Below are 12,873 nucleotides of genomic sequence, written 5' to 3' on the forward strand. Positions count from 1 at the left end.
AAATAGTTATTGTGCGATGCTGCTTTGTTTCAACTCTGGTTTGAAGTGTGATTATCTAACAGAATTTTTTTCGTTTTTTTTAAATTAGCTGTTGCATTGTCCTGACGGATATTCCGGTTATTGATACGGATGGGAACACATCTCTCCAGAATCCGGTCATAAATTCGCTTGTGTGCGATATCAGCGGCGTTATTCAGCTCTGATAAAGTGAGATTGGTTGTTATGATCAGGGGCTTTTTACTGCGGTAACGGCTGTCAATCACATTGAATACCTGTTCCAGTGCAAAGTCAGAGTTCCGTTCAATTCCGAGGTCATCAATGATCAGAAGGCTGTAGCGGTTTAAGCTGTGGATGAACTGATTCCTGTCTTCAAAATGCATTCCGGTAAGGGTATTCAGAATCCGGGAAAAGTTGGTCATCAGTACCGGGACGCCTTTTTCCAGAAGGGCATTGGCAATGCAGCCTGCAAAGAAAGATTTTCCAGTACCGACATCGCCCCAGATGAGAAGTCCGGAAGCGTTTGCTTTCATCTCTTCCCAGTTACTTACATAATTGTGTGCAAGTTTCATTTCCGGATTGCTGCCGTTATCTTTGGCAAAGGTGTAGTCATAAAGTGATTTGTCCTGTAAGCCGCTGGTTTTGAGATGCTCTATTTCCATTTGCTTTTCATGAAGTTTTCTCTGGGCTTCCTCCTGTTCAAAGATCTCCTGCTGGCACTTACAGCGGATGGAAGGAATAAGAACCTTTCCCTGTAATTCATGCCTGCACTGTCTTGGCGTATTGCATTTGGAACAGTAGATCAGGTGATTTGTTTCGTTAAAATATTCATCAGACTGAAGCTCTCTGTTTGGTGTGATAGCTGTTGGTTTTTCTGTAAATGTTGTCATAATGTTTCGTATTCCTCACTTTCATAATTTCGTTGCCGGGAAACAGGATGATCCTGTCTTGCCCAACGGATGATGGTAGCTGCATGGTTTTGGTATTGCTTTCCGGTAGAAGCCATATAACCGGATAAGCGTTCCATATAGTCCTGCCAGTCAGGGATTGTCTGCCGGATATTTTCCAGCTCCGTCTCTGACAGAAAAACATTTTGAAATGTTCCATAGGGTGAGCGTGGCTCTTTACTCCCTCTTATTGTTAAATGGTTCTTTTTTATCTCTTTCTTATTACTGGACAGTTTTCTGTCTGTATCAGGGAAAGAATCCTGTCTGTCAATAGGACAGTTTTCTGTCTGTCTTGAGGAAAGAATTCTGTCTGTATTGCTGAGGGTTTCTTTCGGGATTTTTACATAGATCCGATTAGGGTGTCCGGGTCCCTGCCGTTTTCGGAAGATAAGCTCTTGTTTTTCCAGTACTGCCAGAGCAGTTTTCACCGTCATCTGGCTTTTGTGGAGAACTTCTGCCAGTGCTTCAATCGTAAAGTAGAGGAACACATGACCATTTGTATCTGACCAGCCCTCATTTTTCTGGGAAAGCCTTGCACGGTCGAGCAGGATCATATAAAGCATTTTGGCAGTTTCGTTTATTTCCATGTCCAGAAGAAAACGGGGAAACATCATATAAGATGGCAGGCTTGTGTCTGCTGTCAGAAAGTCCGTCATGTGTTCACCTCCAATCACAATGGTTTATTCTCCAAGAAAATCCCAGTCTATATCACGATCCGGCTGTTCTTTTTCAGGAGCTGGAAAGGGCATCCTGATGGGGGATTCCCTTTCCAACATGCCTGCAGTCAGCCCGGACAGAAAAATCGGCAATGACTGTTTCAGGCTGTGTTCTACTGCTTCTACAATCTGTTTCACAAAAAGTTCTTCCCGTTCCCTTGTTTCCAGATAGGGATCAGCCTGAGTGCGGTAGTAGCGGTCAAAATAATCGACCAGTGCAAGGGAGATTACCTGGCTGTAAGATTTAAAATTCTGTCTGTCCATCGTCTGTAAATATTCCCAGGCTCTCCGCTGCTGGTCTTTGTCCAGATTAAATCGCAGGTTTGTGTTGCGGATATGGTTCTGCATGGCTTATCCCCTCCTTTTCAGGCTCATATAAGCCAGAGATTCATAACCTTTGGCAGTGGCACAGATATCATCAAGGATGGTAACTCGTGATTTGTCATACGCTCCAAAGTTACGGATCAGGCATCCACCGCCTCCGACCACATACAGGCGCATCAGGCCAGGATTGTATTCATATTTGCGGAGCGTGGCAAAAATATCTGTGACATACTGTCTGGCAACAGCAGTAATACAATCCAGATAAGACGCTGAAATGTCAGCGGTTCCAAACCGCAGAATCTGCTCTACGGTAGATTCTTCAATCTTTACTCCGAAGTTGTCCAGAACAGCGTTTTTAGCGGCAATCATGCATTGGTTTACGCCAAACTTTTCTGTCCAGCACCGGCTTTCCTGTGCTTTCTTATTATTGATATACAGAATGTTCATGGTTCCGTTGCCGATATCTGCAAGAAGATTTGTCCCCTTGAAATCTCCAAGTCGGTTTACGATAGCCGGATATCCCTGCGGGTAAAGGCTGCATCCCACAAAACGGAGATGATACTCTTTGCTGTTAAATCGGTAATGGACTTCTGGATTCTGGAGCAGATAGGAACGGAAATCTTCTCTCTGGTTTCTGATCCATGTCAGAGGAAGCCCGGCAGCCAGATGAACGTCTGCTTCACGGATGGAAAAGACATTCAGTTCCCTTGCAATCGCCATGAGAGTTAGAAGATAATATTCTTCGTCCATAGCTTTATCTGGGATAAATTCTTTGTGTCCTTCGCCAATCCGGTAGTAAATGCCGTTATATTCCAGAATATTCCCGGTGAAGATGGGTTCTGTTTCATAGGCTTTGATTCCGGTTGGTGTGACGGTATTTGCTGTTTTCATGTTGCCGTAGCCGTGATCTACAGCAATGATTTTTGTGTTTCTGAGTTCTCGCATAAAAAACACCTCCATTTTCGTATTGATTAATTCAGCAGGCTGTACCGGTGTGGTACTGCTTTGCTGTGAGATAAGCATACGAAAGTTGGAGGAAAAAGACATTGAGGGAAAATTGAGTTGGAATTGAAAAATAGGATATAATTTTGTAAAATAGAGCAATTTCTTTAGTTTTTTATAGCCCTGCATTTTTTTGTTATAAACGTTCATTAAATGTTGACATGTTATTATATAAATGGTAAAATTGTACAATAAAATGTGGAAAGTTGGATGGAATTTATTGAATTATAATAAAACTAATCGTACTTAACTGGCGGCTTATGTATTTGTAGAACTTAGAATAATAGAAAATTTAAAATATTATCAATTTTTACAGCTGTTGCAATGCTTTCAGTAGGAACAACAGTTTTTGCAAGTCCTTAACTGTTGTTTGATAAGGAGTGTAGTTTTATACAAATAGTGATATTATTGCAAAAAACTAGGATTTTATAAAAATAAAAAAATCAAGTCTATAGCTGTTTGAAGTGAGGAGAAAAGCGTATGAGAAATGTGTTGGCAACGGACATAAAAAACAATATTCGAAGCATTCGCTTTATTTTGGGGATTTTTCTAATCGTTTCGGCTACCCTGATGTCTGAGCATGAGATGTTGCAGAAGATCATAAATGCAGGCGGATCTGCAGAAGGACCAGGCTGGTTCGTAGCATACACCTATTGTATGAACAGCGTTAATATGCTTCTGTTTGTTCCCATTGCCGTTGCTTTTGCGGGTGGAGAGAATACGGAGGCTGAGCTGCACAGTCGTTTTTTTCTGTTCAGTTATATCCGTTCAGGGAGAAAACAGTATCTCGTAGGAAAAGCAGCAGGATTGTTGGTCTCCGGAGGTTTGACAGCTTTTTTAGCCATGGTGTTCCTTCTTGTAATCTGTATACTGAGGTTCGGTCAGTATCCTTCTCTGATTGACGGAAATTATGAGATGGCAGTGCTTGTGGGCAGAACGGCGGTAAGCTTTCTGAGATTGTTTTTAAATGGCGCTTTTTGGGCGCTAATTGGCGGTACGTCGGCTGTCATAACAAAAAATCGCTATATGTCCTATGCCGTTCCTTTTATTCTTTATTATGTCCTGACCGTATTTCAGGAGCGTTACTATCAAAAAGCATTCTTTCTGAGTCCCCGCTATTGGGCGGCGTCTATTTACTACAATGATATCTTCTGCATTGCTATATTAGCGGTTGGAAGTTTTTTAACGGCACTGATCTTTATGTGCGCAATAGAAAGAAGGTTGCGGTATGCGTGATATTAAACAGGCTTTTTGGATTGCAGGCCAGAATTTCTATGGATGGAAAAAAAGTCCGAGGATCTGGATGACCTTTATTTTGGCAGCTATATTATGTCTGATGCTGTCGGATCAGATTATTTCCCATGCGATAAAATATGAGACAATCCTTCAGGTATTCGAGCCGTTTATTTGGACATATGGGGATGCATCCTCTGTTATGCTGTCCTCCCTGCTTTTAATCCTGCTCTTTGCGGACATGCCATTTATCAGTCAGGCAACTCCGTATTGGCTTGTACGCACAAAACGGAAGATATGGCTTGCGGGTCAGATTATCTATGTGATCCTGGCGACTGTGATCTATAATATTTTTTTGGCTGTGATGCTTGGAATTATGGGAGCTCCCTTTTCCTTTACGGGAAATGTGTGGAGCGAAACAGCGGCAATGTTGGGCTATGGCGGTGGGGAGAGCATAACCGTTCCTGTTTCCATAAAAACAATGGAAAGCTCAACTCCTTATATGTGCGCAGCAATAGTGTTTGGACTTGTACTTTTATATACTCTTTTTATCGCAGTTCTCATGTTGTTTTTAAATCTGGCTGCGGGAAATATGGCAGGGGTGATCGGTGCTTTTGCAGTCAGTCTGTATGGGCTCCTGCTGAACCCAGATGTTTTCCGGAAACTGTTTCATTTTACAGAAAGTCAGGAATATAGGGCGAACGTGTTCTGCGGCTGGCTGTCTCCGTTGAACCAAGCTACCTTTCCCATGCACAGCTTTGGTTATGATTACCTGCCAGGGATCGGGATGAGCATGTTCATATTTGCAATATTAATCATAGCGCTGATCGGCTTGTCAGCCGTCCGAATTAAGGGCTATAATTTCTCTTTTACGCAGACAAACGAATAAATGGAGGGCAAAATGGAATATGCAATCAGGTTGAAGGGACTGACAAAATCCTTTCAAAAAGAAAAAGTATTAAAGAACATTACCCATGATTTTGAAAAAGGGAAGATTCATGGGATTATGGGGTTTAACGGTTCAGGGAAAACCGTAATGTTTAAATGCATCTGTGGATTTTTACAACCTGAGAGCGGCACAGTGCTCGTAGGGGGAAAACAGATCGGGAAGGAGCTGGACTTTCCAGATTCCGTAGGCATTATCATTGAAAACCCTGGCTTCTTTCTGGATCTCAGCGGTTTTGCGAATTTAAAGAGACTGGCGTCTCTGAAACACCGTATTTCCGATGACGATGTGAGGGCGACGATGCGTGCCCTAGGGCTTGATCCTCTGTCTAAAAAGAAGGTAGGACAGTATTCTCTTGGAATGCGTGAACGTCTTGGTATCGCACAGGCAATCATGGAAGATCCGGAGCTTTTGATATTGGACGAGCCTTTTAATGGTCTGGACAAGCAGGGGGCAGGAGAGGTCTGCGAGCTTTTGCGGGGATTAAAGGAACGAGGGAAGACTATTCTTATCGCAGCACATAACATGCTGGAGATCGAATGGCTCTGCGATACGATCTGTGAGATGGATGCAGGTGTCCTGACGCAGATAAAATAAAAATACGGGGGAAAGAGTTTATAATTGAAGTTTCGTGAAAAAGCGACAATTCTATAAGATATATGGAGGAAAAATGAAAAAAAGTGTTTTAGCAATTATGGTAGGTGCGTTGTGTATTATTCTTTCCAGCTGTCAGGAAACACCAGAGGAGAGTTCGGTAGTCAGCAAAGTGGATGGGATTAGCGAGGCGGCTGTCTGTGAACCTCTTAAAAAAGGAGAAAAGAGAGAGACAAATGTTCCAACGCATTGGAAATTTGAAGAAAAGAAAAGCAACGACCGTGTGGTTATCCAGGCAGATATTAAGTTGGCCGAACAAAGCATTGGCAATCTTCCAGTCATAGAGATGCAAAATCACGAGTTAACGCAGGAAGAACTGAATGGATTGATTGATTATTTTACGGACGGTGAGGAACTATATATGCCACAGATGGTGACAAAGGATGCGTATCAGGAAGTGTTAGACAGGATTTCCAGCAAGGAAGGAAGTTACTTGCAATCAGCATATTCTACATCGATTGCAGGGATTCAAAACGCAACCCGAGAGGGGATGGAGCTTGCACCGGATGAAGCGTCTGCACCGGAAAAGATGGAGATAAAATTTCAAAAAAAAACAGAGGATCACGGTGTGGAAGCGGCACGGAGTTGGATGAGTACTGAATTGGAAAACACAGATACAGAGGATTATTTTACTGCAGATGTGGGCGAGGACAGGAAGGCATATATAGAAGCAGAGCGGTATAATCAGGAAATTGACAATGACAGTAGTTTTCTCTGGATGGAGGGTTCTAATTTTATAGAAGAAGAAACAATAGAAACTGAGGAAATGCAGAGTGAGTATTACAGTAGCTTTGGCATGGATACCAACGGCTATACAGAGAAATTTCATGAACTGGCAGATGCGTATCGAAAGTGCATGGACAAGATCACCTTTACAGAGGAAGATGGAAAGGAACAGGCAGAACAAGTTTTAGAGGATTTAGGTATCGATGGAATGGGCCTTGTAGATTCTGATCGTACCGTGTGGTTCCCGAATGGCGCATGTTCAGAGCGCAATGGTCTGGGACTTGGTAGTGATGCTTTGTGGCAGGGAGATCTGGATAGAGGATTACCGGGATATCTGTATTGTTTTTCGAAAAGTGTAGAGGGTATTACTTCAGTTCCTGATGGCGTGGTTGCGGAAGAAACAGTGGATAGTTATGTGCCTCCGTTCCAGGTAGAAACAATCTCTATTCTGATAACAGAGGAAGGAATTAAATATTTTAAATGGGATGGGATATCGGAAGAAGTCTGTACGGTGACGGAAAATACAAAGCTTCTGCCTTTTGAAAAAATACAGGCAAAGCTGACAGATCAGATTTTTTATTGGTATTCCGGAAAAGGCCAGTCTGCCAACGACACTACCGCACTGGAGTATGATGTGGTAAACGCAAAATTGCAGTATACTTATACCACAGCCTATCAGGAGCCGAAACACGCATGGTTGGTTCCAGCATGGATTTTTACTGTCAGGGAAAGTATTGGTGGAAATTCTCTACAGGAGCTTTCTTATGTGATCAATGCTTATGATGGCAGTGTGATTGGAGAAGCATATTAGGGTTCAGCGACACTTGAATTTTTATTGACCATAGAATTACAAGGTTTATCATGAGAATAATAAATATGCGATATTTGGCTTGGATATATAACAGGTAAGAATAGGAATAGTGCAAATGATTAAGCTCGCATTGATTGATAACGGTATACCTTATCATATGAGAAATAACAGGAATCAAAGGATTGTTCATAAATCTTTTTTGGCTTCTAAATGCGATCCAAGTGAGTATAAAGACGATAAATCATTCCATGGCGCTGTATGCGTCGGAATTATCACAAGCATATGTAGTGATATAGAATTATGGGACTTAGTCAGAACGGTTATTACGCAATAAATCTGCAGAAAAATCCTTTAGATGAAAATGTAATTCCTTTAGAATATTATGACGATTCCAATGAGTCATTGAACGATATCCTTTATACAGTATATATAGCTTATGAACCTGATATTATTCTTTTGAATCAAGAGGAAGAAATATTTGAAAGTAGTAAGGCATGCTAGATGAATATAGTACTGTCAGTGTTGTAGTAATAGACACGGTTGTAAATGCGTTATTATATATATTAAGTGGGCTTTTTATAATAAAAGGAGAATTCACTATAGGCGGAGCATTTGCTTTTATTACATATAGTGCATATGTTGTAAATCCAATTTCAGCATTGATAAACATTAAATATTATTTTGCGCAAATTGAGCCATCGGCAAAACGTCTTTTTGAGTTATGGGGACAACCGGAAGAATTGGAAATGAAATTATGTGAAATGAAACCTGAGAAAATTTATCAAGATAGGGATATGGTTTTTGAAGTAAAAAATCTTGTCTTTGGTTATGAACCAGGACACCCTATTTTAAATGGTATTTCACTATGTGTAAAAAAAGGGGAACGAATTGCGATCGTAGGAGAAAATGGAAGTGGCAAATCAACACTTTTGAACCTTTTGGCGGGATTCTACCGGCCACAAAAAGGAATAATAAAATTGTATGGAGCTCCTGTGGAATTGATGGATATACAAGATATGAGAAATAGAATTGCGGTTATAAGCCAAAGGCCATATCTATTCCAAGGGACTATAGAGGAGAATGTTAATATCGATGGAAAGGCGTCAAGAGATGCAGTTGTTGAAGCATGTAGAAAAAGTGGTGCTTTAGGTTTTATTGAAAAATTGGATCATGGATTTGGACAAAAAATTGGACAAGATGGTGCAAAACTTTCTGGAGGAGAAAGACAAAAGATAGCTGTAGCTAGGGCTCTGCTGAAAAATGCAGACATTTTACTTATGGATGAGGCTACAGAAGGATTTGATGTTGAATCAAATGAAGCTTTACGTGAGTTATTACATAGTGAATTAAAAAATAAGACTATCGTTTTTATTACGCATAAGTATAAAGAACTGGAAAGTGTTGATAAAGTATATCGCCTTTCAAAAGGAATTTTAGAATTGGTGCGGAGTTAGAGATATAAATTTCTAATAGAACTGAGCCACTATGCATTTGACATATTGTATCAAACAGTAGGTTGATGACGAGATGATTGTAATGTATCGCAGATTGAACAAGCAGAGGAGCATATTTACAAGTTCTCAGGCATTGATGAAGGCAATATACCTAGACTATAAAAAATTTGAGATAGGAGGAGCGAAAAGTGTCAAAAAAAGAAAAGTGATCCTTATGTAAACGCTCCATGTCTAAGAAAAAATGGAAATGGACAAGCGCCTAGTCTTGGAGTGTATCTCAAAACTAGGCGTTTACATTATTGAGGCAATATATTTTACAAGTGTTTGTAGGAACCGTTAGTGCTTGGTGAGAAGAATACTTTTTGCCAGAGCAATTCCAGCTTGTGGATACAATTCTTGAATTGCTTGATATTTTTCTTCAATCAATTCGGGTTCGTCTGCCCATATATCCTCATAAATTTTCAAGGCTTTTTTAAAATGGGTTTTCGCTTGCGAAATATTTGCAGTGATCAGGCAGATACTTCCAAGGGATTCCTGTACCTGGGCATAATCCAAACAGTGGTTTGAATTATATTCTTTGATAATCTGTGCTAATTTCTGAAGAGCAGACAGGGCAAGGTCAGGTTCTTGTATTTCAATTAAGAGGACAGCATAATTATTAATCTGGGGAATGCTGTCATTAGTATAAAGAAGCTGGTATTGTTCTAAAAGAGAGATACCCATTTTCATGTGTTTTTTAGCCAGATCAAGCTGTCCGTTTGTTCGGTAAAGTCCTCCAAGATTGGAATAGAGGTTGGAAACAAGGTGGGCATTTTCTTTTGTGATTTCTTTTATTTGAGCAAGTGCTTCTTTTTCTAATTTTATCGCTTTTTCTGTTTGGGGTTCCAGAGTTGCCTGATAATCCAATAGTAAGGCACGGTCAGAGGCAGTCCCGTAAGTACTTGCTTTTACAAAATGCTGTAGTTCTTGGACAATTTTTTTCATGCCCTTTTGATAGCGGTACTTCTCCATATATGGAAAAACATCTTCTAAAAATAACAGGTATTGGGGAATATCATCCTTTTCAATGAATTGGATGATATTTTCTGCTGTCTGAAATAATTTTTTATAATAGCTAACTTCAATGCCATGCATTAAACATATTTTTCGCAGAGAATCCAATAACGTGTGGCAGCTTGTAATAGAAGGTGCGGTCTCGGAAACGGCAATTTCCTGAATCAGTGGATGTAGAGAAATAGTATGCCGGAGACTTGACTGTACAAAACCTGTCTCAATCAGATCGTTGATATCATTTAAATTTCTTAATTGAAGCCATTCAGCCCAAAGCCGTGCAGAGATACCACCAGAAGGAAGAAAGCACAGATTACGCATGATTCCCCTTTGTTCCTGGGAGAGAGAATAGAGGGAAAATAGGGTGTGAATATGGTAATAGTAGGTTGCATTACTGCTCTGTCCGTCTTTGAAGGCTTTGATTTTGTCCTCATTTTCGAGAGAAGCCTTTTCTCTTTGAAGCTTTTCTAGTAATTGCTGCGGAGCTAAAATTCCGTTTTCCAGAAGCTTTGCTGCTAATTCTACGGCGAAAGTATGACGATGAACGGTTGCGATGATTTCATCTACAAGTGACCGATGTTCTTCGGCTTCCGAATAAAAGGAAGATACCAGTTGAAACAGGCTGGATGATTCTTTAATCTCTTTTAAGTGCAGGGTACAGTAACTATCGAATTTGCTTCTTGTTGTAAAAAGAATCCGGCAGCGGTATTTTAACATTACGGACAAAAAGGAGTCCTGTGTTGCGGTTGCATTGAAGTTGTCTATGATGATTAAAGTATCATCTTTCAAAGAACGAAGGAAACGGTTGTGTTTTCGGAAACGTTCTTCTTCGGCATCTTCAGGTAAATCATCAGCAAAATCCATATCCGTAACAGATTGATGTAAATCTCCGGCATATTCAAAATACAGGATGTTTGTGTAATGCTTTTTATAGTACTTTGCATAGGATTTTGCCAGTTCGCTTTTCCCGATTCCGGCAATTCCGTAAAGAAATACTTTGCTATTATCTTCCAGAAGGGAATGTAATTCTGTTGTTTCATCTTCTCTCCCTACAAAATGGCGGCATGGTCTTGGGACTTCACTATCCATAATATAATCCAGTACCATTGGTGAGAGGGAACCACCTGCGATCAATTTCTGGTTTTTGGTATCACGTTTAATAAACGGGCGTTCCATACCAAAAGAAATTAGCTTTGCCAGAAACAGCAGACGTAAATTGGCAGGTTTGTATAGAGAGGTAAGCTCTGCTTTTTTGGCCTCAGAAATTGAAGAATCATGGATAAATAAGGTATAAATATCCTGAAGTGCTTTGTCGCAGTCAGCCATTAAGGGGACAATATTTTGGTGTATAGTTTTCACCAGTTTTTCCTGATTGCTTGGTCTTGCATAAAAAGAAGATATTTTGGGACTGATTTTCGCCTGGCCTGTCATCCAGCGGCAAACCAGACCATTATCCAAAGTAAATTCTTTGTTTTCAGGACTGTCTAAAAAATCTTCAAATATTTCATATAAAAATTCAGGCTGGCTCATCTGATTGCTTTCACTGATTTGGTTTTTTAAATATGTCATTATCGAACTAAAATCACAACGATCCAATAGGCATTTCCTCTTTTCTATAGATTAAATTAAGTGAACAGGTTTGAATAAGTATATCATACCACGAACATATATTCGGTTCAAGATAAATAGAGATTTTCGTTACATGATTTTCTCAATTTACGGTCAATTCCGGTTCAATGTTGTTTATGAAGAAATTCTGTAAAATAAGCTCAGATTAAAACAATGACAGGAGGAGCTTATGCAACAGAATATTGAATTTGAGCGGTGCATTGATTTTCTGGTACGGATGATTGATAAGTACGGCGATGAAGTCCTCCGGGAGTTGGAGGAAGAAAAACAGAATAAAGAAGAAAAAGAAGCGGCAGTTTCCTGAAATACTAAATGTAAATCAGACTGCCGCTTTTTATGTGTTTTCAGATGAATTTCAAAAGCTGATATAGAGTGTGAGGTTCATTGTTCTGGGAAGCGGTAATACGGGTATCAAATGGCTTGAAATGATTTTGTGTATAAAAGCTCAGAAGAAATTCATTATCTTCGCATTCAAGAAATTCCATAACGCCGCCTACGGAATATTTGAGACCGGATATGGTTTCCAGTGCAAATCCCAGCAGGATGTTTCCAGGGATTCGTTTTTCCTTTGGTAGAGAATAGTTCTTTCCTAACTGTGCAATCAGGTAAGCTGCTGTGTTGTAAGACTGTGTTTCTTCATCCAGAATACTGACACGGGACAGCTTCTTTGCCATCGTCTTACTGATATTTGAAGCCCGGACAGATATTGGCTTTACTGTAAGAGAAAAATAGCCGACCAGTGAAGCATCTTCGGCATCGAATACCAGATAAGTGATAGATTGATCTTTTTTGGTAAACTCAACCGCATTATGTAATAAAAAGTATTCCACATCGGGATTTTGGGGACAAGAAAAATCGGAGAGCAAGTCGTAAAGACTTTCCTCTCCGATATATGTCGGTTCGTCTTTATCCAAATATGCCCGAATATTAACGGTAAAATATTTATCAGACATGTTTTTTCTTCCTTTTTGACATTAAAGCTAAGATTTCCTGTGGGTTTGTTAACTGACGTCCGGGAAGTGCCTGCTTTGGTGTGCGGTCACGATCGGCTTCGTCAATCGCTGCGACAAAACGCTTTACACTATTTGGATTGGATACGACAAAATTATGAGTAATACTTGAAGTAGCCATACTAACACCTCCTCTATTTCTGGCTTTTTGTGTATTTATAGTATATGCAATGTGTGATGAAAACACAATATCAAAAACTGAAATAATTTCTAAATAATTTTCAAGCCGGATATTTATTAGATGCTTCCGGTAAGTGGACGATATTTTGATAACAGATATTCTCTATATCTAATTTAATTATACAAGTGACAGAGAAATGCGTCAACATGGAAAATAAGTATTGAAAAGAATTGGAATAAGTACTAAAATAAAG

Annotated in this window: 13 protein-coding genes; 6 read left to right on the forward strand and 7 right to left on the reverse strand. The window is 39.9% G+C overall.

Features of this window, described 5'->3' with window-relative positions:
* Positions 1–29: 29 nt before the first annotated feature.
* From H8S54_RS01060 to H8S54_RS01075, 4 genes are read right to left on the reverse strand one after another with little or no spacing between them, the layout of a single operon-like run.
* A complete protein-coding gene (locus H8S54_RS01060) occupies positions 30–887 on the reverse strand; it encodes an ATP-binding protein (RefSeq protein ID WP_005428275.1) in 858 nt (285 codons plus the stop codon).
* Positions 884–1,600, reverse strand: coding sequence for a replication initiator protein A (locus tag H8S54_RS01065; protein WP_005428274.1), 717 nt, complete (start codon positions 1,598–1,600; stop codon positions 884–886). The genes H8S54_RS01060 and H8S54_RS01065 overlap by 4 nt, the downstream gene beginning before the upstream one ends.
* Before the next feature lie 24 nt (positions 1,601–1,624).
* Positions 1,625–2,008, reverse strand: coding sequence for a hypothetical protein (locus tag H8S54_RS01070; RefSeq protein WP_005428271.1), 384 nt, complete (start codon positions 2,006–2,008; stop codon positions 1,625–1,627).
* A 3-nt stretch (positions 2,009–2,011) separates the two neighbouring features.
* The gene (locus tag H8S54_RS01075) at positions 2,012–2,929 is read right to left on the reverse strand and encodes a ParM/StbA family protein (protein WP_009245410.1); all 918 of its coding nucleotides are present in this window, start codon (positions 2,927–2,929) and stop codon (positions 2,012–2,014) included.
* Positions 2,930–3,466: 537 nt separating this feature from the next.
* Here H8S54_RS01075 and H8S54_RS01080 point away from each other — a divergent pair.
* From H8S54_RS01080 to H8S54_RS01100, 5 genes are all read left to right on the forward strand, one after another.
* A complete protein-coding gene (locus H8S54_RS01080) occupies positions 3,467–4,222 on the forward strand; it encodes a hypothetical protein (RefSeq protein ID WP_005428267.1) in 756 nt (251 codons plus the stop codon).
* Positions 4,215–5,108, forward strand: a complete 894-nt coding sequence (locus H8S54_RS01085) for a hypothetical protein (protein WP_005428264.1) — start codon at positions 4,215–4,217, stop codon at positions 5,106–5,108. The genes H8S54_RS01080 and H8S54_RS01085 overlap by 8 nt, the downstream gene beginning before the upstream one ends.
* 12 nt (positions 5,109–5,120) lie before the next feature.
* Positions 5,121–5,762 (forward strand): ABC transporter ATP-binding protein, encoded by a 642-nt coding sequence (locus H8S54_RS01090; protein ID WP_009245407.1) that lies wholly within the window; start codon positions 5,121–5,123, stop codon positions 5,760–5,762.
* Positions 5,763–5,835: 73 nt separating this feature from the next.
* Complete coding sequence (locus H8S54_RS01095; RefSeq protein WP_117636856.1) at positions 5,836–7,356, forward strand: DUF6034 family protein; 1,521 nt, start codon at positions 5,836–5,838, stop codon at positions 7,354–7,356.
* 494 nt (positions 7,357–7,850) lie between these two features.
* Positions 7,851–8,810, forward strand: coding sequence for an ATP-binding cassette domain-containing protein (locus H8S54_RS01100; RefSeq protein ID WP_226817998.1), 960 nt, complete (start codon positions 7,851–7,853; stop codon positions 8,808–8,810).
* Between the two features lie 336 nt (positions 8,811–9,146).
* Here H8S54_RS01100 and H8S54_RS01105 read toward each other — a convergent pair whose 3' ends face one another.
* Complete coding sequence (locus H8S54_RS01105; protein ID WP_117996915.1) at positions 9,147–11,390, reverse strand: tetratricopeptide repeat protein; 2,244 nt, start codon at positions 11,388–11,390, stop codon at positions 9,147–9,149.
* 268 nt (positions 11,391–11,658) lie between these two features.
* On the opposite strand from H8S54_RS01105, the gene H8S54_RS18400 reads away from it, so the two are divergent.
* The gene (locus H8S54_RS18400) at positions 11,659–11,793 is read left to right on the forward strand and encodes a hypothetical protein (RefSeq protein WP_255646893.1); all 135 of its coding nucleotides are present in this window, start codon (positions 11,659–11,661) and stop codon (positions 11,791–11,793) included.
* A 40-nt stretch (positions 11,794–11,833) separates the two neighbouring features.
* On the opposite strand, the gene H8S54_RS01110 is transcribed toward H8S54_RS18400, so the two are convergent.
* Together H8S54_RS01110 and H8S54_RS01115 are read right to left on the reverse strand one after the other, a co-directional pair.
* The gene (locus tag H8S54_RS01110) at positions 11,834–12,442 is read right to left on the reverse strand and encodes a GNAT family acetyltransferase (protein WP_117636858.1); all 609 of its coding nucleotides are present in this window, start codon (positions 12,440–12,442) and stop codon (positions 11,834–11,836) included.
* Positions 12,435–12,620: a hypothetical protein gene (locus tag H8S54_RS01115; RefSeq protein ID WP_117636859.1), complete on the reverse strand. Its 186-nt coding sequence runs from the start codon at positions 12,618–12,620 to the stop codon at positions 12,435–12,437. Before H8S54_RS01115 ends, H8S54_RS01110 begins: the two co-directional genes overlap by 8 nt.
* Positions 12,621–12,873: the final 253 nt, after the last annotated feature.

It is taken from the genome of Blautia segnis (assembly GCF_014287535.1).
GTDB lineage: Bacteria > Bacillota > Clostridia > Lachnospirales > Lachnospiraceae > Blautia_A > Blautia_A acetigignens.